This window comes from Bradyrhizobium sp. USDA 4504, assembly GCF_054063995.1.
This window is the reverse complement of record NZ_JBSSGV010000001.1, coordinates 46,401-70,491: the sequence shown is the minus strand read 5'-3', so window position 1 is coordinate 70,491 and position 24,091 is coordinate 46,401. Positions and strand designations below refer to the sequence as shown.

Annotated in this window: 16 protein-coding genes and 3 pseudogenes; 6 read left to right on the top strand and 13 right to left on the bottom strand. The window is 57.7% G+C overall.

The genetic code is table 11. From position 1 onward, the window contains the following. Positions 1-547: 547 nt before the first annotated feature. A pseudogene (locus ACVMB1_RS00255) lies at positions 548-1,396 on the top strand (IS5 family transposase); the annotation flags it as partial. An 18-nt stretch (positions 1,397-1,414) separates the two neighbouring features. Here the strand turns inward: ACVMB1_RS00255 and ACVMB1_RS00250 are convergent. Next, positions 1,415-2,251, bottom strand: a complete 837-nt coding sequence (locus tag ACVMB1_RS00250; protein ID WP_076824982.1) for an IS5 family transposase — start codon at positions 2,249-2,251, stop codon at positions 1,415-1,417. 71 nt (positions 2,252-2,322) lie between these two features. Between ACVMB1_RS00250 and ACVMB1_RS00245 the strand changes: the two are divergent. Continuing rightward, positions 2,323-2,829 (top strand): annotated as a pseudogene (locus ACVMB1_RS00245) (IS5/IS1182 family transposase); the annotation flags it as partial. 728 nt (positions 2,830-3,557) lie between these two features. Beyond that, positions 3,558-3,653: pseudogene (locus tag ACVMB1_RS00240) on the top strand (DNA ligase); the annotation flags it as partial. Positions 3,654-3,928: 275 nt separating this feature from the next. Here the strand turns inward: ACVMB1_RS00240 and pyk are convergent. From pyk to ACVMB1_RS00215, 5 genes are all read right to left on the bottom strand, one after another. Next, on the bottom strand, positions 3,929-5,341 hold the full coding sequence (pyk, locus tag ACVMB1_RS00235; RefSeq protein WP_456847813.1) for a pyruvate kinase: 1,413 nt from the start codon (positions 5,339-5,341) through the stop codon (positions 3,929-3,931). 115 nt (positions 5,342-5,456) lie between these two features. Next, positions 5,457-5,933 (bottom strand): Lrp/AsnC family transcriptional regulator, encoded by a 477-nt coding sequence (locus ACVMB1_RS00230; protein ID WP_069276339.1) that lies wholly within the window; start codon positions 5,931-5,933, stop codon positions 5,457-5,459. Positions 5,934-6,276: 343 nt separating this feature from the next. Then, positions 6,277-8,055 carry an FAD-dependent oxidoreductase gene (locus ACVMB1_RS00225; protein WP_456847811.1) on the bottom strand — a complete coding sequence of 593 codons (1,779 nt, stop codon included), beginning with the start codon at positions 8,053-8,055 and terminating at the stop codon, positions 6,277-6,279. Between the two features lie 30 nt (positions 8,056-8,085). Beyond that, entirely contained in the window at positions 8,086-8,916 is an 831-nt protein-coding gene (locus ACVMB1_RS00220; RefSeq protein ID WP_069276338.1) for a phosphoenolpyruvate hydrolase family protein, read from the bottom strand. Continuing rightward, complete coding sequence (locus ACVMB1_RS00215; RefSeq protein ID WP_456847809.1) at positions 8,903-10,156, bottom strand: Tm-1-like ATP-binding domain-containing protein; 1,254 nt, start codon at positions 10,154-10,156, stop codon at positions 8,903-8,905. Before ACVMB1_RS00215 ends, ACVMB1_RS00220 begins: the two co-directional genes overlap by 14 nt. Before the next feature lie 221 nt (positions 10,157-10,377). Here ACVMB1_RS00215 and ACVMB1_RS00210 point away from each other — a divergent pair, with 221 nt between their 5' ends. Next, positions 10,378-10,878 (top strand): hypothetical protein, encoded by a 501-nt coding sequence (locus ACVMB1_RS00210; RefSeq protein WP_456847807.1) that lies wholly within the window; start codon positions 10,378-10,380, stop codon positions 10,876-10,878. Positions 10,879-11,091: 213 nt separating this feature from the next. Then, complete coding sequence (locus ACVMB1_RS00205) at positions 11,092-11,409, top strand: hypothetical protein (RefSeq protein WP_141713303.1); 318 nt, start codon at positions 11,092-11,094, stop codon at positions 11,407-11,409. Between the two features lie 471 nt (positions 11,410-11,880). Here ACVMB1_RS00205 and ACVMB1_RS00200 read toward each other — a convergent pair whose 3' ends face one another. The 6 genes from ACVMB1_RS00200 to ACVMB1_RS00175 form a co-directional block, all read right to left on the bottom strand. Beyond that, positions 11,881-12,915, bottom strand: coding sequence for an ABC transporter permease (locus ACVMB1_RS00200; RefSeq protein ID WP_456847805.1), 1,035 nt, complete (start codon positions 12,913-12,915; stop codon positions 11,881-11,883). Further along, positions 12,896-14,437 (bottom strand): sugar ABC transporter ATP-binding protein, encoded by a 1,542-nt coding sequence (locus ACVMB1_RS00195; RefSeq protein ID WP_456847803.1) that lies wholly within the window; start codon positions 14,435-14,437, stop codon positions 12,896-12,898. The genes ACVMB1_RS00200 and ACVMB1_RS00195 overlap by 20 nt, the downstream gene beginning before the upstream one ends. Next, positions 14,434-15,396, bottom strand: coding sequence for an ABC transporter permease (locus ACVMB1_RS00190; RefSeq protein WP_253587986.1), 963 nt, complete (start codon positions 15,394-15,396; stop codon positions 14,434-14,436). Before ACVMB1_RS00190 ends, ACVMB1_RS00195 begins: the two co-directional genes overlap by 4 nt. Before the next feature lie 66 nt (positions 15,397-15,462). After that, the gene (locus ACVMB1_RS00185; RefSeq protein ID WP_069276335.1) at positions 15,463-16,638 is read right to left on the bottom strand and encodes a sugar ABC transporter substrate-binding protein; all 1,176 of its coding nucleotides are present in this window, start codon (positions 16,636-16,638) and stop codon (positions 15,463-15,465) included. 206 nt (positions 16,639-16,844) lie between these two features. Then, positions 16,845-18,359 carry an amidase gene (locus ACVMB1_RS00180; protein WP_069276334.1) on the bottom strand — a complete coding sequence of 505 codons (1,515 nt, stop codon included), beginning with the start codon at positions 18,357-18,359 and terminating at the stop codon, positions 16,845-16,847. A 384-nt stretch (positions 18,360-18,743) separates the two neighbouring features. Next, the gene (locus tag ACVMB1_RS00175) at positions 18,744-19,121 is read right to left on the bottom strand and encodes a nuclear transport factor 2 family protein (RefSeq protein WP_069276333.1); all 378 of its coding nucleotides are present in this window, start codon (positions 19,119-19,121) and stop codon (positions 18,744-18,746) included. A 1,332-nt stretch (positions 19,122-20,453) separates the two neighbouring features. Here ACVMB1_RS00175 and nodU point away from each other — a divergent pair. Then, a complete protein-coding gene (nodU, locus tag ACVMB1_RS00170; RefSeq protein WP_456847800.1) occupies positions 20,454-22,163 on the top strand; it encodes a nodulation protein NodU in 1,710 nt (569 codons plus the stop codon). A 155-nt stretch (positions 22,164-22,318) separates the two neighbouring features. On the opposite strand, the gene ACVMB1_RS00165 is transcribed toward nodU, so the two are convergent. Beyond that, a complete protein-coding gene (locus ACVMB1_RS00165; protein WP_456835757.1) occupies positions 22,319-24,073 on the bottom strand; it encodes a phosphoenolpyruvate hydrolase family protein in 1,755 nt (584 codons plus the stop codon). Between the last annotated feature and the right edge of the window lie 18 nt (positions 24,074-24,091).

The window sequence follows — 24,091 nt, the reverse complement described above, 5'->3', positions numbered from 1 at the left end:
TCATGTCATCACAGCGTCTCAAGAGCGTTGCTCAGCCCTACCATCATTTCAGGCGCCCTCAAATGCGAGCAGTGCGCCAAAGCCAGTCCAACATTGGGCCGGGCTCTATAGTCACTCTGACTGGAAATGGGTGGCCGCTGAATATGACGGGCATCACGCCGGTCCCGAGAAAGCGCTGGCCGGACCACGCGATGCGGGATGGCAGGATCTAGTTTGAGAAGATCAGCTACCCGATGATCCACCAGGACGCGGCGCCGCCGGCGCAATACTGGGCCGGGCTAAGACGCGGTCGATGAGAAGAAGTGGCCCCGAGAGCGGCACCTTGGTCAGAATGACCCAGGCTGGTAAGGATCCTTTCGCCTGAGAGCTCAAAGAAGTAGTCGTCCGTGAAAATCGGCTAAGCAATTGAGCTAGAATCGCATTTGTCGTTGCGGACTGTTTTGCGATTGCAGGATTTTGAAGCTTCAGGCATCGGAACCTTGCAATTTCATTTTCAGGATTCCGTCGAATCGCCAGTCATGATTCCGTCGGCGCATCGGAGGTGGCGATGCGACCGAAGAAGCACAGGACGACGGGATCGGGCGATCTGTTCCGGGCCAGGCTGGACCAAATCATCAATATGAAGCACGAGCTGGTTCAACTCGCCGGCAAGGTCGATTGGGACTGGATCGACGGCGAGATCGCGCCGCTCTATAGCGAGAACGGTCGGCCGGGCATCGCGACCCGCTTCATGATCGGGCTGCTGTTGCTCAAGCACATTTACGGCCTGTCCGATGAGGGGCTGTGCGAGCGCTGGGTCCACGACCCGTATTTCCAGTACTTCACCGGCGAAGAGTTCTTTCAGCACGCGTTCCCGCACGAGCGCTCGGACCTGAGCCACTGGCGCAAGCGGCTCGGCGACAAGCTGGAACTGTTGCTGGCCGAGAGTTTGCGGGTGGCGCACGAGACCGGCGCGTTACGCAGCCAAGACCTCAAGCGGGTCACGGTCGATACCACCGTGCAGCCGAAGGCCATCACCTTCCCGACCGATGCCAAGCTGCTGCACGCGGCGATCAAGGGGCTCAACCGCCTGGCGAGGAAGCACGGGGTCAAGCTGCGACAATCCTATCTTCGCATTGCCAAGACCGCGGCAATGATGGCTTCCCGCTACGCCCATGCCAAGCAATTCAAGCGGCATCAGCGGCAGTTGCGCATCCTGCGTAGCCGACTGGGCCGGATCATCCGCGACATCCGCCGCAAGATCGAAGGGCAGGAAGCGCTCGAGAACGCGTTCGCACTGCCGCTCAGCCGGGCCACGCAGATCCGTTCGCAGCAGCAGCGCCAGCGCGGCTGGAAGCTGTATTCCTTCCATGCTCCGCAGGTGGAGTGCATCGGCAAGGGTAAGGCCAGCGCTCCTTAGAGTCTGACTCATAAATCACCCAACCTTAGCTGCAGCCGCGAGTCTGCGGGTCAGGAGCCTGATGTGTGCAATCAGCAGCCAGGCAGCTTCGGTTGCCACCGTCGCCTCGAAGTCCTTGGCGAGGCGGCGGCATCTGCCGAACCATGCGAATGTGCGTTCAACCACCCACCGCCTCGGCAGAAGCTGGAAGCCTTTGACGCCTTGAGGCCGCTCGACGATCTCGACAGTCCATGGACCGCAGTCTGAGAGCGCGTCGAGGAGTTGATTTCCGCGGTAGATCCGGTCGGCAAAGACGTGGCGCAGCCGGGGGAAGTTCATCCGCACGTTCTTCAGCAGCGGTACGGCGCCATGGCAGTCCTGAACGTTGGCGGGATGAACATGAACCCCAAGGAGGAGGCCATTGGTATCCGTCACAATGTGCCGCTTGCGGCCGTAGATGCGCTTGCCTGCATCGTAGCCGCGCGGTCCGCCAGCTTGGGTGGTTGGCGCACTTTGACTGTCGATCACGGCTGCCGTCGGCTTCGGTGTCCGTCCAAGCTTTTTTCGCGCCCGTCGGACAAGCACGCTGACAATCCTCTGCCACCGGCCTGTATCCCGCCATCTATAAAAATAGCCCTGCACCGTCGAATAGGGCGGGAACTCCTGCGGCAACGCCCGCCACTGGCAGCCGGTCGAAACGATATAGAGGATCGCTTCGATCACACGACGCAGCTCCGTCTTACGCGGCCGGCCGCGCCGGTTCGCTCGCGGCAACAGGCGTCTGATCACCGCCCACTCCGCATCGGTCATATCGCTTGCATAACGCAGATCGTCCCGCCGATATTGCTCCCGAGTGATCTTGGTCCAGGGCATCGTGCTCTCCCTCGAATCTTTGCAAATCCGATGGAATCACACCCCACTGAGATCACTCACCCATTTTTCAGTCAGGCTCTTACGAGTTCGGGGTGAAGGCCTCCATCGTCACCAACAACCGCCGTGCTCCTGGGGGCCTGTTCGTGCTGCACGCCAAGGCGCTGCCCGATAACCCCTACGACGGTCACACCTTGCGGGACGCCATCGACCGCACCGAGACACTCACCGGCTGTGCGATCGAGCGCGCCTATGTCGACAAGGGATACCGCGGCCACGACGCGCAAGATCCCCGTCGCGTCTTCATCTCCGGCCAGAAGCGCGGCGTCTTCGGTGTCATCAAGCGCGAGCTGCGCCGCCGCTCCGCCATCGAGCCCATCATCGGACACCTGAAGGCCGAAGGTCACCTCGGCCGCTGCTACCTCAAGGGCCGCCCAGGAGACGCCGCCAACGTCGTCCTCTCAGCCATGGGCCACAACTTCCGCCGCATCCTCGCCTGGCTCAGGAAGCTCTTGCGCTTCATCCTGATCGCTCTTTGGCCCGCCTTCGCAACCCCAGTCGCCCTCGACCCCGCTTGTTAACGGACGACGAAGTAGCCCCAGCTCAAAGAAGTAGCCCCAGCGCGCGGCACGTCGCTGGAGCTCAACTTCCGTCGGTTTCCGGATGCCGTGGGGGACAGCATCGGGACTTGGTCAAAACCGCTCCAGCGGGGTCCTGTTCCTAACTGACCAAAAATAGGCCTTGGTTTCTGCTTAGAGACAACCCGCTCAGACACGGTTTTACGGTTATGCAGCCGGCTAGCGAAACTCATTTGGTCCGCGTGACAACCGATGACGGCGAAGTTCAGATTTGGCTTGCCGCGACCCCACGCGAGGAGGCCCTTGACCGAGTGCTGGACGTTGTCCCGGAAGGATGGGCGGTTGGCTTAGCTCAACGACCATTGAGCGCTGAGCACATCGCAGCGTTGGACATGACGGTCGGACAGGTCAGACGGCATCAAGTGTCCTAATCCCCGCAGCGAATTGCCTAGATTGTGCCCGGAGTTCTCCATGGAAGAGCAAAGCTCCTCCCAACTATTTCCGGGAGGGATCATTGTTCCATCATCATCGGCCGTGGGTAATCCGTGGGCGTCGGTGGCAGACAGCCCGGTAGTGCTCCCGCCTGCATAACATAGGAGGCGAGCGCCATGAGCGAGCTCCTTGCTTTCCAAGCAAATTGATCCTCTCGACAAGCATTGCTGTGAGGAAGACGGAGCGATTGCGAAAAGAGGCCCGTGCAGGTTACCAAGCCCATCCAAGTACAGAACGCCATCTGGATTGAGCCGAAGCTGCTCACCGAGATCGAGTACCGCGCCAAATCCGCCGAGGGCAAGACGCGGCCGCCATTCTTCTGCAGCGTGCGCTGAGGATCTATGAGCGCGCCGCGCCGTAGCTGCCGCGATAATCCGCGCTGGATCAGCGCGGCGCACCCGGACCCGCCATACATTTCGAGGGCATTTGATGTTGTCTTGCCCCACACCGCGAAGGTTCAGAACGCTGAGCATATTAAGGGCGGTTTACGATTCATCGTTTCGGCGGCGCCTCCCAAACGCGCAATCAAGCTATTGCCCCGACCAAAGCTCTGCTGCGTGCCCATCAAGGAGCTGCATCATGAGCAGCCAGAGCCATTCAAGGACTAGTCTTAACATACGACAACGCGAAGATTGTTTGTCGCGCCTCTAAGTCCAAACGGCACTCCAGAGACGACCACAGCCAACTCGCCTAGCCGAATATAGCCTTCGCGCTGCGCGGTCGCCGAGGCGATCCGCGTCATCTCCTCATAGCCAGAAGGATCGCTGGACACGGCACTGTGCACCCCCCACAACAGGCTCATGCGCCGCGCCACTCTTTCATCCGGAGTAAGGGCAAGGATCGGCACCGGCGGCCGGCTGCGCGAGATCCGCGCGGCCGTCGTCCCGCCCGCCGTGAAGCCGATGATGACCTTGGCGCCAATTGTAGCGGCAAGATCTGCTCCTGCGGCCGCGACGGCATGCGAAGGGGTGCTCTCCACGTCAGCTCGAGACGCCTCGATCAGCGACCGATAGAGATGATGCCGCTCCGTGCTTTTGATGATGCGATCCATCATGGCCACCGATTCAGTCGGGTAGGCCCCACTTGCCGATTCAGCAGACAGCATCACAGCATCGGCTCCATCATAGATGGCGGTCGCGACATCTGAGGTTTCGGCCCGCGTCGGCGTCGGCCCAGCCACCATGGAATCCAACATTTGCGTTGCGACGATGACGAATTTTCCGGCACGCCGGCAGGCGCGTAGGAGCTCCTTTTGCCGGCCTGGCACCTCCTCGGGCGGGATTTCGACGCCAAGATCACCGCGCGCGATCATAATGCCGTCTGACAGGCTGATGATGTCGTCGATGCGATCGAGCGCCATCGGCGTCTCGATTTTGGCAATCAAACCTGCGGCCTCGCCAATCAGGGCGCGTGCCTCGATCAGGTCGGACGGTTTCTGAACAAAGGACAAGGCCACCCAGTCGACCCCAAGATCAATGCCGAACGCGAGGTCGGCGCGATCTTTCCTGCTGAGCGGAGATAGGTCAAGCATCGCCCCCGGTACGTTGAGCCCCTTGTGGTCCGAGATCCGGCCTCCAACCGCCACTTGCGCAACGATTTCTGCGTCTCCTGGCTCGGTGATCCGCAAGCGCACCCGGCCATCATCAATGAGAAGTTCTTGTCCGGGGTGCGCGGCTGCAAAAATCTCCGGATGAGGCAAGGGTATCGATTGCTTTGCTCCTATGGCTCCATCGATCACAAAGCGGACCGTTTCACCAGCACGCAAAACCAGCCCGCCGTCTTCGAGGGAGCCGATACGAAGCTTTGGGCCTTGTAGATCCTGCAGGACGCCTATCGGCCGGCCGAACTCTCGCTCGAGTTCACGGATACACGCATAGACTTTGGCATGGTCTTGATGGCTTCCGTGACTAAAGTTTAGCCGAAAGACATCCGCACCGGAAAGATAGAGAGCACGTATCTTCTCAGGCTCGGCACTTGCCGGACCGACGGTTGCCACGATCTTGGCGTGACGCGAGCGATGCAACGTATCCCCCATCTGAAAGAATGAGATCGATCTAGCGATAAAATCAAAAACAGACGCTTGCGGACTGCGTTTGACGGCAGTTGAGCACCCCAATCGCCCTCCCCTCGTCAGGCGCTCAACACCATGCGATGGACGCTATCGGCAAGGTGAATCCTGCTTTGAATCGATCCATGACAACCATAGTTTCAATGCGCTTTATGTCTGAACTTTCTTCGGTAAGGCGCCGGGCAAACCGCTCGTAATCTTCCATGTCGTTCACGGTAACTAACAAGACAACGTCGGCCAGACCTGTAACGTAGAATGCGCTCATCACTTCAGGCATCTTACGAATTTGCCGCTTGAGGCGATCAACAGTGTCGGCACGCGCGCGCTCTAAGGAAATGAGGACCACTGTCGTCACATTCCGCCCAATTGCTTTTGGAGAAATGATGGAAACGTCGGCCTCTATGATACCCTTGGATCGAAGGCGCTTCAGCCGACGTTGCACTCCGGACGCGGATAGGCCGACCTTTGCTCCAAGTTGTTCGCTACAGAGGCGATTGTCTCGTTGGACGAGATCAAGAAGACGAAAATCGATCTTGTCGAGTTGCATCGCTGTCTCGCGGCCAGCTGATGGCGATCGCGCCGGGGAAACGGACGCCTGCGCGGCTTGTCCTGACATTTTCGATTCGTCACCGCGCAGCCAAGCTGTTGAACGATCGATTTCCGCTGTCATATGCCTTGGAACGCCCATTGGGACCCCAGCTCTTTGCGATACATCGAACACAGTTGGCGCGGCGATCTCCCGTCCGCCGGGCTCACCACGCTCGAACCCGGCCGCCAGGACCCACGTCCGCCGAGAGCTGCTGATGAGAAGGCCGTCCGAGTCCGGTTCTATCGAAGCGCGCCCGGGCCCGAACACATATTCCCCCGCGACGCACGAATGTGGTTGACGATCAAGCTCCCGAAGCGACGGCTTTTTGCTCCTGATCTGCGGAAAGCATTATTGCGTTGATGGCGCGATATGCGAATACGATGGCGGGACCGATTGTTATGCCTGCCCCGGGATACACTCCGCGCATCGGCGAAGTCATGTCGTTGCCGCACGCGTAAAGCCCCTGGATTGTATTGCCTTGTGCATCCAGGACGTTTCCGTAACTGTCGGTCGCCAATCCGGTCGCCGTGCCAAGCGTAGCCGGAACGATTGGCAACGCGACAAATGGCCCGTCTTTGATTGGTCCTAGATTTGGATTTTTTCCCACGGCCGGATCGCCGAGGGTGCGATTGAAAGCCGATTCCCCACGCATAAAGAGCGGATCCCGCCCTTGGGCAGCGTGCGCGTTGTGTTCCTCGATCGTCTTTTGAAGCACAGCGGAATCTAGTCCCAGCTGCTTTGCGAGCTCCGAAATCGTTTCACCTGTCTTGATGTAGCCAAGCCGGACATATTTGCCGATGCTCAACGTCCAGGGCCATGGCAGCAGGTGTCCCATGCCCCTCAATCGCACGAAATGGTGGTCGCAGATGAAGTAAAATCGCTTATCTGCTGGATATCCGTTTTCAAACATTGCCAGGCAAATATCGTGGTACGAGTTCGATTCGTTGACAAAACGTCTTCCGTTTGGACCGACGGCGATGACCCCAGGACGGCCGCGGTCGAGCCAGCCGTATGGGACGACCCGCGCCCCTCTACCGCGTTTCAGAATTGAGACTGGGGTCCAGAAGCCGGCAGATGCAACATCTTTATCGATGGCGGCCCCGAGCGCGGTTGCAAGCCCAATGCCGTCACCGTTAACATCGGTATGGGCCAAGGTAAGATCATGCTGGTGTGCACCACTGAGGTGCGTCCTCAACTGCGCGTTCCGGGCAAAGCCGCCAGTTGCGAGAACAACCCCACGCGAGGCACGCACGTGGACATCGAGGTTGATCCGCTTGACGACGGCACCCGTGACGCGCCCGCCTTCCTTGATGAGTTCGAGCGCTGGAGAAGATGGCCAAATCTCCACGCCGTACTCACGCAGGCTCACCAGCAGCCGCGCGATCAAGGCATTCCCTCCGCTGAGCTCAGTACCACGCCTGAAGCTGAGCCGATCCCGCGCATAGCGGCTCAGGCGAGTTAGGACGTGTTTGAGCGACGCAACAGATTGGAGCGGGTTGAGAAAGCTTCTCACCTCACTTGATGAGATCATCATGCCCCCGAGCACAACCCGAATGGGGTCGCCGATCAAATCGAAATCCTTGCCTAGAAGCCGCCCATCATAAGCGGCCGGGCTCAGTGCCCGCCCCCTATCAGCGCCGCCACGTTGGCTCGAGTGATAATCAGGCGTAGAGGCCAGGGTAAACTTGACGCTCGTGCCGTTCTCGAGGGCGGTTAGCGCCGCTGGGCCGTCTTCAAGATAAGCATCAATGAATTGCGCGCGATAATGAACGCCAAGTTCGTGCTGCAGATATGTCTTCGCATTGGCGATGGTGTCAGCGATGTTAGCCGCGCGCGCTTGAGCAGAACAAGGAACCCAGATCATGCCATTCGACAGAGCCGTCGTTCCACCAAGACGTGGAGATTTCTCGCACACAATGACGCGCAGCCCCGCCTTTGCCGCATAGAGCGCCGCCGACAATCCAGCCGCGCCGCTGCCGATCACGAGGACATCTGTTTCCCAGTCCTGATCCGGCCTCGTTCCTCCTTTTGAGGTGAACGCGATCGTGTCAGGTTTAGCTCGGTCATTTGGTGTGGTCATGCGGCCTCGCTGCACGTATTGCAGTGAATGTCAGTGGGTTTGCGGAAGCGGGACAGCTTTGAATTCCGCCGCCGCTGTTTTCACTGCCCGCTCAATTGGAATTCTTTCGATTGAGGATGCGCCAACAAAGCCGACACACTCGGTCGTTCGATAGACCTCGATCGTATCTTCAGGCTCCGCAATTGCCCCGCCATGACAAAGCGATAGAACGTCCGACCGGACGCTTCGCGCCGCCGCGTTGATCTCATTGATGCGCCCGATCGCCTCCTTTATGGATTGGCCGTCCTCGTGACCAACCAGGCCGCCGCGCGTTGCGCCGACATGTGGGACGATGCAGTCGGCCCCCGCACTTGCCATGGCTTTGGCGTCTTGAGCGCTTGCGACATAGGCGAGCGAAAAGATATTCTTCTTGCGCGCGAGAGCGATCAGTTCGACCTCACGTTCAAAGCCCATGCCGATGCGGCCGCGGCGGTCACGCCAGTTGTCACCCATTGTGGAGATCGTTGGGTAGTTGATGACGCCGGAGAACCCAGCAGCCCAGAACTTGTCCAAAAGAGCATCGAGGTCGAGCCGGAGAGGATCCCAAGCCTCGATGCCGCCAACCACGGGCACGCTAGACACCACATTACGAATTTCAGCCGCAAGCTCGAGCGTGCGTGCGTTGGAATCGCCAATCCGGCTCGTGGGCAGCCCCATCAGGCGCGACAGGCCGGTCGAGTAGACCACCAGCATGTCGGCACCTCCAAGAACGGCACATTTGGCGACCAGGCCGCAGCTACTACCTGCCGCGAGAATTGCTTTTCGCTCCGCCACCTGTCCTTCGATCCTGGAAAGAATTTCGGTTCGCTCAAACATCCGCATGGGATGAACCTCCTTGCGTGAGTTGTTCCAGGATCCATGCCGCGGCAACCTCGGCGAACTCGCCATCGTTAATGTGACAGTTCAGGTCGCGGACCCAGACGTGCGCGGGGAGATGTTCCTTGACCGCATCCAGCCAAGCCTTGTCAGCGACGGGATCGTAGAAGATGCCGCCTGGGCGGTCGTAATCGGACACGCCTTTCGCCGGCCAAAGGACAATTGCGGGTCCTTTTGCTTGCGATAGGCGTTCTGCCGTGAACCGGCCAATGCTCGCGTTCTCAGATGCAGTTGTGCGCATGAGCGTCGTGTAAGGCGTGTGGGCGTAGAACTGGCGAGCGCGAAACTGATCAGGAACGCTCGATGGCAGGCCAAAATTGACCATATCGACCGCGCCGGGCGCGATCACTTGCGGAATGTTTTGCCGCGACGCTGCCTTGAGCCGATCCGGACCGGCGCTTGCGGTGCCTCCAACGATTTCGTCTGCGAGCTCCGTTGTGGTCAAATCAATGACGGCGTCGAATTCGCCAGCAGCGATCAGCTGCTCCATCTTACGGCCGCCCGCCCCGTTCGCTGGAAAGACGATGGCGTCTACGCCGGCATCGGCAAGGCGCGCTGCGCACTGGTTGGCCGCTGGCGTTGTCACGCCGAACGCAGTGATCGCAACGATCTTCTTGTCTCGTCCAAGCTTGACGGGAGCATAGCGCGTGGCCGCAATGGCCCGCCCCGCATTCTCGAGCACCCTTGTGGTAAAGGCGTTGATGCCGAAGAGATCGACCAGCGTCGGATAGAGGATGATGTCGCTGTGAGTGGCCAATTCGGCGAGTAACGCAGGCCTTGCGCTGCTCACCAGAAGTTTCGGAAAGCCATAAGGCAGCTCAGACACAACCTCGCCGAAAACCGCGCTCCCCCTGCCCCCCGCAACCCCGACAATCGCGCTGATCGTTCCTGAGCCCAGGAGGTCACCAACCCTAACGCGTGTCCTTTCAGCAATCCGCTTCAAGAGTTCGGTCGGAGCCTTCGCATCGGCTTGTTTGTCGCCGTCATCCCTCTTCGTGCCGACGTCGATCAGGATGGTCGTGCGGCCACACGCCTCGATAATGTCGGCGAGATAAGATGCCTCGCGGCCCTTGGTATCCAGCGTGGCCACGATCGCGACCGCGTCCGTAGTCGCGGATCCAGTCGCCAGTTCGGACAGGCTACCATCCCGGGCCGACCTCTGGCCGTCCGTACAATGATGAGACACGATCTTCCTCCCAGAACCATTCCTAACAACTGGTGGTCTAGACCCGGCTATACCCGGGTATAAGATCGGCGTGGCCTCCAAATGGGTAAGATTGGGTAGAAGCGGTGAGAGCGAGAGTTCCCGGCAAACTTGCCACCCGCATGTCGGACATAGCTAAAGGCGCACAATTGCAAGTCTACGCGCCCTCTTTGCGCAGCCTTCCGGAAGGCTCCCTGCTAGTCATGGCGACCCTGCCAATCCTCGACTGGAACGACTGCCTTATGCGAGACTTGCGTACCCTCGACAAGGCAACGTCCGCTCCTCATGTCTATGCAGCGATCCTCATGATCGATCCCTTCGCATGCTGGGAGGATATTGCCGAATCGTTGAAGGATGCCGGCATCACCGGTGTCGCCAATTTCCCGCCGGCATCTATGATCGAGCGGTCGGCGGCGGGCGTGCCTATTGATGCCGGACAGGAGCTCGAACTTCGGCGGATGGAATGGTTCACAAGCCTTGGTTTCAAGGCGTTGTTTGCCATCGCGAGCGATTCCGAAATTACCGCGGCGGAGACGCGACTTGGCTCCCATCTGGACGGACTCATCCATCTACCAGCAGAGGCTCTTACCCGGACGATGAGCGAACAGATGGAGCTGGTAAGCCTTGGCCAACATGGATCGTCACTACCAATGTTCGCGCTCTTGGATGGCACGGCTTCGACGCGGCCAACTGGAGCAAAGTGATGAGCGGGACTGCTCTCCAAGATCTGCAGCTTCCTGATGAGAGGTTTTTCTTGAAAAACCCACCACAACACTGGCCGCCTTTTCGTGAAAAAGCCTGGTTCGTCTGACCTTGATAAACCATTCTCACGCTGGCGCATTTGTCACATCGTTTCCGGTGCCGCCCTGTCCAAATGATCTCGTTCGCAGCCGTCACTTCTTTTCGTTGAAATGCGATTGCGCAACGGCCAGGTGTTTCAGGCACGACCATCGTTACGCTGTCCCGTCGATCTGCTTGGCTGCAATCAGCTCACTCTGTCGACTGCAATGATGAAGGTTAAAAAAACCGCTGCCGGGCTTTCTCCGGCAGCGGCTCAAGTCTCGGGAGAAAGCAGACGAGCCGGTCTGCCAGCGGACCCAAGAGATCAGAACGGAATTCTGGCCGCCGGTCGCAATTATTCAGATGATGTCGGATTGGTCACGGCGTACGAGTTCAGCATCTGGGTAGCATTGGGTAAACCGACCGCATCAGGCGCAACAGTCTTCCAAGTCTGACGCGACAGTTACCTACCTACGGCTCTAGAAACCCGATGTTTGCGGAATGTCGCGGGCACGGTTCACTTAACAGATACTCGCCGGCACTATCGGCGCGCGCGGCTGTCAGAGCGACCGACACTCGTCATCACTTTGCGCAACCGCATAGCTCGCTTCCGAAGCCAGGCCCGGACCCGCCTCGCGGCAGTGCACGTGTACGCGGGCTGCCTCTCACCGACCGGACTTTTCTGATGACGGGCCAGTAACAAGTTGGATTGGCATATCGACTGATACATCCAGAAACGGAGCTCTCGCGTCGCCATTTGCTTCTAACGGCATCAGCAGCCTGACTGCCGATGTCGACCGACCGCACCATTCCGTCAAGCGCTCGAGTGATCCGGCCGCCGATCCTTTTTTCGGCATAATGTCCGTTTCGATGGCGCGAGCCAGACGGAGGCAATTGCCGGTCCGTATCGCGACTACAACGCGCCGCTACTTAATGGAGGCTAGCCTGGATCGATCGAGAGTTATTGTAACGGATAGAACTACGATGAGCCCCGTCACCATGATTTGCAGGTATGTATGCACGCCTGCGATATTGAGGCCATTTTGCAGGACGGCGATCACCAGAACACCGGTCAGCGTTCGATGCACTCCCCCCGAGCCTCCAGATAGCGCAGTACCGCCCATCACGACCGCGGCGATCGCCTGGAGCAGCAGATCGTCTCCCATGCGCGACGTTCCCGTTGATGTCCGCGCAACAAGGAGCAGACCCGCAACTCCGCAAAGCGTTCCGCAGACAACAAAAGCGACGGCTTTGGTGCGAAGGACGTCGATCCCCGAAAGTCGAGCAGTCAGGCCACCACCGCCGATCGCAAAAAGGGCTCTTCCGAAGTGGCTTCTCGCACCGACAACGGACGCGACCACAAAAATGAGAAGTGCTAAAACTCCAGAATTCGGAATACGGCCGATCATAGAACCGGAAGCAATCCACGTCAGGTTGGGGCTTTGAAAGAACACATTGCCACCACCGCTGATCCACGTGGACACGCCGCCAAGAACCGTCATCGTGCTTAGTGTGGCAACGAAAGAGGGCAGCCGTAGTCGAAGGACGAGCGCAGCATTGACGAGGCCGCACAGAGCTCCAATGCATGCGGCAGCGACGGCTATTCCAGCTGCACCTATATTAAAGTCACGGATCAGAACCGCAGACGAAATTGCCACAAGCGTCACGATGGCTCCAACCGAAAGGTCGAGCGCTCCCATGAGAATTACAAATGTGATGCCCGTCGAGACGATCAGCAGGATCGAGGATTGCCGCATGAGATTGAAAAGATTTATCCAACTCAGAAAGCGCGGATTGATCAAAGCGAACACCGCGACCATCGCCATCAGCAGCAACAATGGCCCTACCGCATTTATGATGGGACGGTGACGGTTGTAAAACTGGGCAATCTGCACCTTTGCTTCTACACCTGATCTCGATCTCGCCCCAGTCGTCTGCGGCTCATACCATGTGTTGGACAAGTTCCTGCTCCGTTGGCTTGTTATCGGCAGGCGCATTGCACAAGAACTGAACTTCTCCCTCTCGCATCACGAGGATGCGGTTTGACATTCCAATAAGCTCAGGCAAATCGTCTGTGACGAGAAGAATAGCTACACCCTCCTCAGCCAAGTCCCTCAGGACGCCGTAGATCTCTTGTTTAGCGCCGACATCGACGCCGCGCGTGGGATTGTCGAGGACCAGCACCTGAACCTTTCGAGCCAGCCATTTAGCTATCACCACCTTCTGCTGATTCCCCCCGGAAAGGAACTGGCAAAGCTGTGCCGGCCCTTTGCATCTAACGCGCAAGCGATTGATGTACTTTTCAGCGAGAAGCCGTTCTCGGGAGCGAGAAATGAAACCAGATAGGCGTGAGACAAGCGGAAGCGAGGCCAAAGACATATTTGCTTGAACCGACATGTAAGGCACGATGCCTTCGGTCTTGCGTTCTTTGGGGACAAAACCCATGCCGCGCGCCATCGCCGCTTTTCCACGTCCGCGAAGCGGCAACGCTTCGCCGCCCACTTCGATGGTGCCGTTTGGGGGAAAGGGTTCAAATCCGACGACGGCTTTGGCTACAGCCTCCTTGCCGCATCCGACAAGGCCGCCAATTCCAAGGATCTCACCTTTGCGAACCTCAAAGCTGACATTCTGGACGTTGTGGCCGCTTAGACCTTTGACTGAGACCGCGATGGGTGCCCCCTCGAGTTTCAGCTGGCGCTTCTCCATGAAGTATTCGTCGTCTCGCGTTCGGCCCACCATTGCTCGATGAAGGCTTTGTTCGGAGATCTGTTCTCCTGCGAACTCGCCAACGTTCCGCCCGTCCTTGAACACGTAGATGCGGTCGCAAAGCTCTACGTATTCCGCGAGACGGTGAGTAATAAGTATAAATGAAGCGCGACGACGGTACCGTCGAATCGACTCAAAGAGAATTTTGATCTGTCGCTCGCCGATTGCCGCTGTCGGTTCGTCGAGTAGGATGATTGGATGATCAATATGGAAATGTTCGGCCAAAACGAACGCCTTGGCAATCTCGATCATCTGCCGATCGTGAAACGCGTAGTCGCCTGTGCGACGGCGCGGATCGATGCAGTCAAGACCGAGGTCTTTGAGATGTCTTTCGCTTACGGCGATCATCGCTCGTCTGTCGACGATCCCTATCCGATTGGCGAAGTTGGCTTCTAAAGACAGAAATATATTCTCGTAGACAGCCAGGCTTGGAATAAGGGCCTGCTCCTGAAAGACCATCGAAATACCGGCCTCGACGGCCTCAGTATAGCTTGTCGGCTTGAAGCTCTTGCCGAAACGTCTCATACTTCCCGCGTTCGGTGTATGGATGCCGGCAATCATTTTGAGGGTCGTTGATTTGCCCGCTCCGTTTTCACCGGCAATTCCAACTATTTCGTTCGAAAACACATCGAGATCGATCCCTTCAACGACGCAAATGCCATTGAAGCGCTTCGACCCGTTGCGCATCGTGTAGATGGGCGTCGGCACGCCGCTCATTTCACATCCTCCGCGCTCGCACGATTGGTGTTCAGGAGAACAGCGAACAGAATGACGGTCCCTTGAATGATTGTTTGTAGATAGGGAGGCACGGCAAGAATGTTCATGCCGTCTGAAAGGATCGTTATGAAAAGAACCCCGATTATCGTCAGGCGCACGTTGCCAAACCCGCCCGTTATCGCTGTTCCGCCAACGACCACTGCGGTGATCGTGTCGAGAGTCATATAACTGCCCATTGTGACTGTTGCGGACCCCAGACGAGCGGCCAGCAAGACACCGGCAACTCCTGCAAGAAGGCCGGACAATGCAAACGCCTGGATTTTGATCGTATTGACCTTAACTCCGATGAGCGCGGCTACTTGCTCGTCGCTTCCGATTGCGAGCGTCATCCGTCCGAAACGCGTGCGATCAACTACGAGAATGGCAACACCGTAGATCACCGCCGAAACCAGTACCGCATTGGGGACCAGATTGGCCAGTGCGCCCTGGGCCATATCGATTAGGGCCGCGTGCGATACCGATAAGGACCGGCCATCTGAGATGAAAAGCACCGCTCCTGAAATCGTTGTTGCTGTTCCAAGCGTCACCAGAATTGAGGGAATTCTGAGATAGACGTAAACCAGCCCATTGATCGCGCCAAACACCAAGCCGACCAAACACGCGATGGGAACCGACCATAAACCCAGGTCTGGTGCGAGCCGAGCGACCAGCATGCCGCAAAAGCTGGCAACCGCTCCGATCGATAAGTCGATAGAGCCCATCAGGATCACGAAGGTCGCCCCGATGGATGCGATCAAGAGGACGGAACTCGATAGTTCGATTGCCCTGATATTTGCGATGGTAAAGAACGATGGAGCCGCCAAACCAAAAGATATAATCGCGATTGTAACGACGACGACTGTTATGGCGCGCCGCCATAGCTCACCATCTCTACGCCCAACCAGCGACGCTTCTAGCATTTTTGCGATCCGTCAGCGTGAGGTAAACACGATGCTCCTCTCCACGGAGAGGGGCATCCGGAGCGATCACTCGGGAATTCGCTGCTTATAGTGGCCGTTATACTCGGCCTTGAGCTGATCCACGCAACCGGAATCAACGGCGTCTTGATAAGCCTTCGGAAATTTGTATCCGGCCGGCGTGCGCGCTCCCCAGTACGTCTTCACGTCGATCGGCCACACATAGTTTTGAGCATCCCAGTCGCTGGGATGAAGAACCCGCGACATTTTCTTCCAATCAAACGGAAGCTTCTCGCCGGCAAGAAACGCTTGATACTTGTCCACATTCTGAGCGGTGATCAGCGTGGCTCCCGTGTACATCATGCGTTCACACGGGCTGGGCTTAAATCCCTTTGCGACATCGTATGCCCGCACGAGGGCAAAACCGGCTTGCCACTGTGGCGTAAAGCCCATTGTCGCAAGAATGCGGCCTTCCTTCACTAGCTTGAGGGTTTCTCGATTGCCATCGAGGCCGACGATCGGAATGCGCATACCAGCATCTTCGACGGCTTGCATCGCGCCCAGTGCAATCGAGTCATTTTGCCCGAAGACAGCATCAATCTTGGAGTGAGCCACCAACAAGTCTTCCATGACCTTGCGAGAGTCAACCTGATTCCATTTTCCTGGTTGGCGCGCGACGAGCTTGACGTTGGGATATTCGGCCAGCGCTTTATCGAAACCCGCGGTTCTGGAAATATCTGCATCTACCCCAGGAAAACCGGTAATGTGCGCGACGTTGCCTTTTCCGCCGATCTTGTCAAAAAGCAGTTTGGCAATTCTATAGCTATTTTCGACATCATCCGGCGAGAAGAAGGTTGCAAAAGCATAGTTGTCGGCCCCCGCATCCAAAGGATGGAAGCCGGGCAACGACTCCCAAACAGCAACATGCACCGCACCGACCTTCTTCGCCATCTCAACGATGGGCTTTATGTTCGCCGCAACGAGGTTCTCGCCGAACGTGATCCTGACACCCGCACCGAACTGGGCCTCATAGATTTCGATCTGCTTTGCGGCATCGCCTTTGCCCGAAAGGATGCGATAATTTAGACCGAGGGATTTTGCGGCTTGTTCGGCACCTTGCGACCAGTTGTTGAAATATTCGTTTTCTAATGTGGAAACTTCAGACAGGACATCCTCAGCGCTCGCACCACCCGCAATGCCCAGGAATGCGGCGGTAGCAAAAAGGTAAGTCGACAGTCTTCGCATTGATTGACCCTCCTCGCACTTGTTTGTTGTAGATGATTTGTCTTTCGTTCACGTTGGTCGGCAGGCGCGCACGTCTTCACAATGGAATAATTCGGAACAAACGACGTGTTTGCCTGTGTGTCAGAACAGTTATCCCGGCTTGCGAAGAGTTTCATAACCCAACGCGGACGCCGCGGTGGTCCGTTGCTGCGGGCATCATGCTCTAGTCACATCTTCTTCCAGTCTCCGATCCGCTCGAACGCATGCGCCGCCCTATAGATGGTTGCTTCCTCGAAGTGGCGACCGACGAGCATCAGGCCCACCGGCAGGCCATCCACGATTCCGCATGGCAGCGACATAGCCGGATGGTGCGTGATGTTGAACGGAGCCGTGTTGGTGAACATCTCGGTCGCACGAGTGATATAATCCTCTCGGCTGACGTCATGTGGAGGGAGTTGCGTCGCCTTCATCGGCGTCGTCGGTAGAAGAAGCAGATCGTAGTCCTTAAGGGCCCTGTCGTAAGCTGCACTTAAGCGGCGAGACACGTTGACGGCCTTGCCGTAGAATCGCGGCCCGTACGTGTTGTTTACGTAGGTGCCGAGCAACAAGAACAACTTGGCCTGCTCGGACAGGGAGTTCGCCTTCTGGCGCCACCCTCGATGAAAATCCATGAGCGACAGTGAAAAGAGGTCGGATCGGCTGGTACCAAAGCCGTCACCGAACATCATGGTTTGTGTGGCGCCCTCGGTACCGATCGGCGTCCAGATTGCGGCTCCTTGGAGGTGCATCGGTACCGAGACCGTTTCAACGGAGGCCCCAAGATCCTTGAACCGTTTGGCCGCTTCACGAACCGCTCCATTGACGCCAGCTTCCGCCCCGGGCTGTTCGAAGCCCTCCTTCAGAACGCCGATCTTCAATCCGCTGACGCTTTGACCAAGCGCTTTCGTGTACTCTTCGACTTTCGGTGCTTTGATGCGCGGATCGTAACCATCGTCTCCGGCGATTACCTCCAAGAGCAACGCATTGTCTGCGACCGTTGCGGTCATCGGGCCCGTGTGGTCGAGCGTCAGCTCGTTAGGCATGATGCCGGTATAGGGGACAAGACCCCAAGTAGGCTTCATCCCGTAGATACCGCAAAACGAGGACGGCATGCGTATTGAGCCGCCCTGGTCGCCGCCGATCGCCATATCGACTTCGCCAAGCGCCACAACAACAGCCGAGCCCGAAGACGAGCCGCCGGCAGAGTAGCCCATTCTATGAGGATTGTGCACCGGTCCGAGCGCACCGGTATGGCTACCACCGGATGTGCAAAAGCATTCGCAATGCACTTTACCTGCAATTTCGGCACCCGCATCAAGCATGCGGGTGACAATGGTTGCGTCGATATCTGGTACGAACCCTTCGAGCGTCGCCGAACCGTTCATCATTGGAACCCCGGCCAACATGACGTTATCTTTTAGAGCGACGGTCTTGCCCTTGAGTTTTCCGCTCGGCGCTCCTTCGATTCTCGCCTTGCGGTACCACGCGTTGTGCAGATTTTCCTCGGCTTTGGGTTGATAGCCCGGGATGCGTGCATATTTCACCGGAGGCAACTCGTCCGGAACGGCTTCGATGTATCTGTAAGCTTCGAGGGATCGGTTGATCAGGCCGCGGAAGGAGACGATGTCCTGGTCGGTAAGTGAAAGGCCGCATTGTGAGGCGACATCACGCAACTGGGCGGGTGTGGGCGGGACAACTGACACTGGGCGCTCCTGTACTATCCGACGGCAGACCCACTCTGCGATGGGTTCAATTCGGCAAGGCTACTCGACTGCAGGTTGGTCGAACCTGAAGCGGATCGTTCACAGTGGGTAAATTTGGGTAATTCCGCCAAGTAAGAGGCCGCCGAGAGCAGAAATTTTCGCACTCACGCCATCTGCAGCGCTTCTTTTCGGGCACGCCGCATGCTGAAAACTAATAATTGCATGTGGCGACCGCTCGGCGGAAGCAGCTAGTGCCCCCTTGCCGGCGTGCACGCACCAATCAAAAAGAAGAGCCATAGGCGGCAAGTAGCCCGCTGTCGGCCCGCATATGGGATGAAGAGCTGACGAGCTTGCTTATCCGCGCGTATTAGCTTGGTTCAGCCTTCAGGCTGGAGTAGCGGATGAGTGGTGATGAACGATTTTCCACTCGCCGTCCTGGCGGCGTAGTACGAAAGTGAATCGAGCCGGCGTGGTTACCTGGTGACCTTTCCACAGCTGTGAAAAGACATAACTTCCCACCACCAAGGAAACGTTGTGCGCCAACACCACGGAATGCCATACGTCCATTTTCACGGTAGCGCTGCCGTGAAAGTAAGTGCCTATCTCCTTGGCGCCGATATAGAGCTTAGCGCTCGATGTACCGTGAAGCATCGCGTCATCTGTGTATAGCGCAACCAGACGATCCGGTGCGTGCGTGTTGAAAGTTCGTTCCCAGAGCCCTAGGAACTCACGGATGTCCGGCAACAAGGCTTCGTTGTTCACTACAAATCTCGAGACTGGCTGATAAGTTGATGGAGCTGGGAATGCACCTTCCGCTACGCCGCTATTATCGGCAAGACCGGCTGCTTGCGATAAAGCGGCTAAGTCTCACTTTTCTTTGTCCATGCTGAGGACAAGGAGCCGGTTTGGCGGGAGTAAGTAAAGGCTGACGGTATCGCGTACGTTGTCCACCAACAATGGATCGGCAGCTTGAATACGCGACTGCAGCCAAACAGCTGGTTTATTCTGGGTGCGATTGTCTCGGCCGAAACTATCGAAATGCCGAAGGGCAATACATCCCTCGGGCGCTTTGTGGGCTCCAGGCGCAGAAAGGCCCACTTCGTCTAACTCGACTGAGTGTCGAAGCAGGGTCGTCAGCGCAACGACGGGGCCCAATCGCAAGGTATTCGCGCCCGTTGAACCTACGCGCCGCGCTGCCCGCAACACCTCAATGCATCCCCGAGCGGCCGTGGTTTCTTACGGTAATTGCCTGCTCTCCAGCGTCTGTCAACCAATCCACGCAAAAGCTGGTGCCCTGAATGTCGCGCCCGGTCGAAGAAGTGCGGATGGCCGCAGAGGCAGCCAAACAGCCGACGTCTAGTCCGCGCGTCTCCACCGCTGGCGCAATGATCTAATGCAGATGGCGCAGAGAGATCGCGCAGCCATCTCATTCTGCCGGAAAGCGGCTTTGGCGTTGCGCAAGCCTCATCGAAAGCAATCGAGAGGGAGCATCTGCAACGCACTGTCGGGATCAGGTCATTCCGTTCTGTTCGCGACAGCCGCCCGATGAGAATAGGCGCAGAAAAGCAGCACTGGCGATTGGCACGCTCTTTGAAACTAAGAAGTCGTCCCGTCCTATGACGAGCCATGCGAGAACAGACAATGTTGCAAAGACGCAACCGACCTGGCGAAGCAAGTCAAATTGGAGCTGACAAGAAGAATGAAGTGGGCCGCGCTCCTGCTACAGCTTACACTTTCCTCTGCAAGACTCCCTCCTTCACGACGGTCGAGATTGGATTGAAGCATTGAGATTCTTTCTCGATCCCGATGCACTGCTCGGTCGTGAATGCGAGGCTCGGCCCGGAAACCGCGACGGCTTTCCTTCGCATTGGCGCAAATCATGCACTGCGCTACGCGGGGCATCTAATGATCGGATCTCCGGTTGGAGCACGCCGCCGATACCGACACCGTCACGTGCTGGATGACATGCTGATCGAGATCGAGCGTGAGCGGCGTGTGAATGATTCGATCCGCGGCGACTGCTTGCCCGCATGCCCTCGCGGTCCGATTTGATCTTCGAATAATCGAAACTCCCGCATTAAACACGGAGGCATTATGCGCATCTGCGGTATCAAGCTGACGCATGACGGAGCGATAGCCCTTATTGAGGACGGCCGGCTTATCTTTTGTATCGAGCAGGAGAAGCGGAGCAACAATCCGCGGTATCAAACGATCGAGAATCTCGATGCAATCGTGCGGGCTTTGGCGGAACACGGTCTCGACCCGCGGGAGGTTGATCAGTTCGTCATCGACGGCTGGGTTGGGACGGTGGCCTCCAAGTTCCGGGTCCTCAGTGGTAGCGTTCCTATTACTCTCAAAGGGGCATCGTATATTGAACGCCATGCAGAGGGACTTCTGACCTCGCAGGACGGTTTTGGCCTCAGGCTCCGCGGCAGGGATTTCCCTTATAGAAGCTATCCGCACGTCACGAGCCACCTCGCCGCCGCGTACTGCACCAGCCCCTTTGCCAAAGCTGGACAGGGAGCTTTCTGCCTCTTGTGGGATGGCGGCACCTTTCCACGTCTCTATCATGTAGGACGACAGGGGGCACGGTTCATCGAGTGCCTGTTCCCAGTGATTGGGCACGTCTATGCCGCCGCGGGCCTTCACTTTGGGCCGTATAAGCAGGCGAACCGCGCCAACTGGGACCTAGGCGACCCCGGCAAGATGGACCCTGGCGGTGCCGGCAAGCTCAACTTGGGTCTTGCAGGCAAGCTGATGGCTTATATCGCCCTCGGGTCTGTTGAAGAAGCCATCGTCGCGGTCTTTCAGGAGCTCTATCAACAGCGCTTTGCGGCTGACACGAAGCTTGCCACTTATCGTACCGACATCAAAAGTATGGAATCTAAGCTTGCGGCTGTGCATGGTTTCTTCGATGCTAGCGAGCGCCGGTTGGAGGCCAAGGCACCCGAAGATGTGCTCGCATCGTTTCATTGCTTCCTCGAGCGTCTGCTTGTGCGCGAAATGGCAATTGCTTTGCAGCGGCACTCGTGTTTTGCGACACGCAATTTGTGCATAGCCGGCGGCTGCGGGCTCAATATCAAGTGGAACAGTGCGCTACGTGCGGCAGGCCTGTTCGACGCTGTCTGGGTGCCCCCCTTTCCAAACGACAGTGGCTCTGCAATCGGAACCGCTTGCTCTGCAATGGCGGACAAAGGATTCGGGCCGCTGGAGTGGTCGGTCTACAGTGGTCCGGTACTGCATGGTAGCGATGTGCCGCCCGAATGGGACGCGGTGCCCTGTGGCATGCATGAACTCGCGACTATTCTCGCCAGCAACAAGCCCGTTGTTTTTCTTTCCGGCCGCGCCGAACTTGGACCTCGGGCATTGGGCAGCAGAAGTATTTTGGCAGCCGCCACATCGCCGCGAATGAAGGATTATCTCAACGACATCAAACATCGAGAACGCTTCCGGCCAGTGGCGCCGATATGCCTGGAAGATCGTGCGCCGGAGATTTTCACTCCCGGGACGCCGGACCCTTACATGCTTTTCGATCACCAGACGCGAGCAGAATGGCGGGACAAAATTCCCGCGGTTATACATCTCGACGGATCTGCAAGATTGCAGACGATTAGCAGGACCTCTCAGCACAAAATTGCCGAGCTTCTCGTCGAATACGAATCGCTCACAGGCATTCCGCTGCTTTGCAATACGAGCGCCAACCAACACGGACGTGGGTTCTTCCCGCATGTCGCAGCGGCCTGTGAATGGGGGCGCGTGGAACACGTGTGGTGCGATGGCATGCTGTGGACGAAAGCTCCGTAGCGAGCAATTGGCGACTGACGGCGCGTTTCACGCCAAATTCACTGAGCAAATGGAGCTGGTAAGCCGTGGCCAGCACGGATCGTCAAACCAATGTTGACGCTTTTGGATGCGGCCGCTTCGAGCGGCTCGCTTCAGCAACGTGAACACTGGGACTGTTACTCTAGGATCCGCAGCTTTTTGATTTTGTTGTATAGAGTTTTTCTTGAAAGCCCTAGAGAACTAGCTGTTTTTCCGCGATGAAGTCTGTTTCGTTTCAAGCCTTCTATGATCCATTCCCGCTCGGAGAATGCATTTTTCGGCTTAGCTGGTGCCGACGCGTTCAACAGCGGCCTGAGGACGCCCGCGCTGATATGCGCATCTGCGAGCGTCACGAGTTGGTTCACGATCTGACGCAATTCCCTTAAATTGCCGGGCCAATTATGGCCAGCGAGCGCCAAAAATGCAGAATTTTCGATTGCCAGCGTTTGGGCATTCGAATCCCCCTTCGCCTCGACTGTGAAATGTTGAACCAGCTGAGGGAGGTCCTCCAGTCGGTCTGGCAAGGCAGGTAGCTTGATGTCGAGCCCCGAAAACAACCCGAGCAGCCGGGGACATAGCACCGTTTGAAGGCCCGCCCCGCGGGCGACCGTCGCAGTTGCGATAATTCGAGCACTGGAGCGCACAATCGATGCGCCGTTCAAGGGCGAGAAACTACCAGTCTCGAGGTAATCGGCAAGCCGTTCCTGCCCGTCACGCGAAAGCTGATCGAGATGCAGCAGCAACACGGTCGTATCGCTTGCACTTTCCAGCAGCGACAGTTGGCGTCTCCTGCTCTGATCGCGCTCGGCCCCAAAAAGCGCGCCGACCGTATCGATGGGCGAACCGGGTCGGCATTGAAACAGCGTTGCCCTCGCGTGCTTGCGGTCGCTGAAGGCATGGACGAGGCTCGCTATCCTCCGCTTGCCCGAGCCGGCCTCGCCCCAAACGAGCACAGGATTGGGATGGGACGCCAGGCGCTTTGTATTCTCTAGAACGCGTTTCATGATTGAGGACTGTGCGATGACGCCGTGCCTGAAGCCGCTCAACTGGAGTTGGCGCTCAAGAAGATCGACCTTCTCCCGCAATAAGTGAAGAGTCTTGAAGCCGGAGGTGACCTCAAGGACAGACATCTCCAGCGGGACGCGATCGAGGGAGGAGCCACCGATGAAGCCCTTGACACCTGTTTCGCCGCAGATATCCAAGAGTTCGTCAGGCTTCGTTATCGGGCCGCCGCCGAGGAGGCAGATCACGTTTCGGTCGACGGATTGAGCCACACGCGCGACTGCGCTCGTGCGCGCGGCAAGCTCCGACAAGCTGATCGATGGGTCAGATGCGCTTTCAACCCCACGATTGAGATTGAAGTTGATGCAGATGGCCTGGATACCAGCCTCTACCATGCGCCTTGCTTCGGATTGAGTTCGCGTATAGGCGATCGTCATCAGGCCACGTTTTGCCGCCTTCACCAGCAGCTCAATTTCGCGAGCGTAACCTAGGCCGGATTTCTCAAGCAACGACCTCCTGTAGTCATCAATGTGGATGACCGAAGGGAAGTTAGTAACCCCCGAAAAACCCCATCTACTGATCCGGTCGAGCCAGCGATCGATATCGAGCTGCGGATCAAAGGTACAAGCGCCGAAGAATACTGGCAATTTCGTGCTGGGCAGGATCTCGGTCCGACCGAAGCCGGCGACGAATTCATTGCTATTGCGGATTGGAAGGATTGAGGCGGGTGAAGAGCCGCCCATCGCGCGAAATCGGCCGGCATTGAGCGCAAGCACGAAATCTGCCCCTGCTCGCTCGGCCGCTCTCGCAGCCATGCCCGATCCGATCCCCGCCCCCAGCACAAACGAACGGGAATTCCGGAAGAACTGCCTGATACCGCCTCCCTTCACCTCGACCGCAACCCGTGG

Bases quoted from the DNA above. Each gene is read 5' to 3' on its own strand.
- ACVMB1_RS00250 (WP_076824982.1), bottom strand. From the start codon at position 2,251: ATGCCCTGGACCAAGATCACTCGGGAGCAATATCGGCGGGACGATCTG.
- ACVMB1_RS00230 (WP_069276339.1), bottom strand. From the start codon at position 5,933: ATGCAACTCGACAAGATCGATTTTCGTCTTCTTGATCTCGTCCAACGA.
- ACVMB1_RS00225 (WP_456847811.1), bottom strand. From the start codon at position 8,055: ATGACCACACCAAATGACCGAGCTAAACCTGACACGATCGCGTTCACC.
- ACVMB1_RS00220 (WP_069276338.1), bottom strand. From the start codon at position 8,916: ATGCGGATGTTTGAGCGAACCGAAATTCTTTCCAGGATCGAAGGACAG.
- ACVMB1_RS00210 (WP_456847807.1), top strand. From the start codon at position 10,378: ATGGCGACCCTGCCAATCCTCGACTGGAACGACTGCCTTATGCGAGAC.
- ACVMB1_RS00195 (WP_456847803.1), bottom strand. From the start codon at position 14,437: ATGAGCGGCGTGCCGACGCCCATCTACACGATGCGCAACGGGTCGAAG.
- ACVMB1_RS00190 (WP_253587986.1), bottom strand. From the start codon at position 15,396: ATGCTAGAAGCGTCGCTGGTTGGGCGTAGAGATGGTGAGCTATGGCGG.
- ACVMB1_RS00185 (WP_069276335.1), bottom strand. From the start codon at position 16,638: ATGCGAAGACTGTCGACTTACCTTTTTGCTACCGCCGCATTCCTGGGC.
- nodU (WP_456847800.1), top strand. From the start codon at position 20,454: ATGCGCATCTGCGGTATCAAGCTGACGCATGACGGAGCGATAGCCCTT.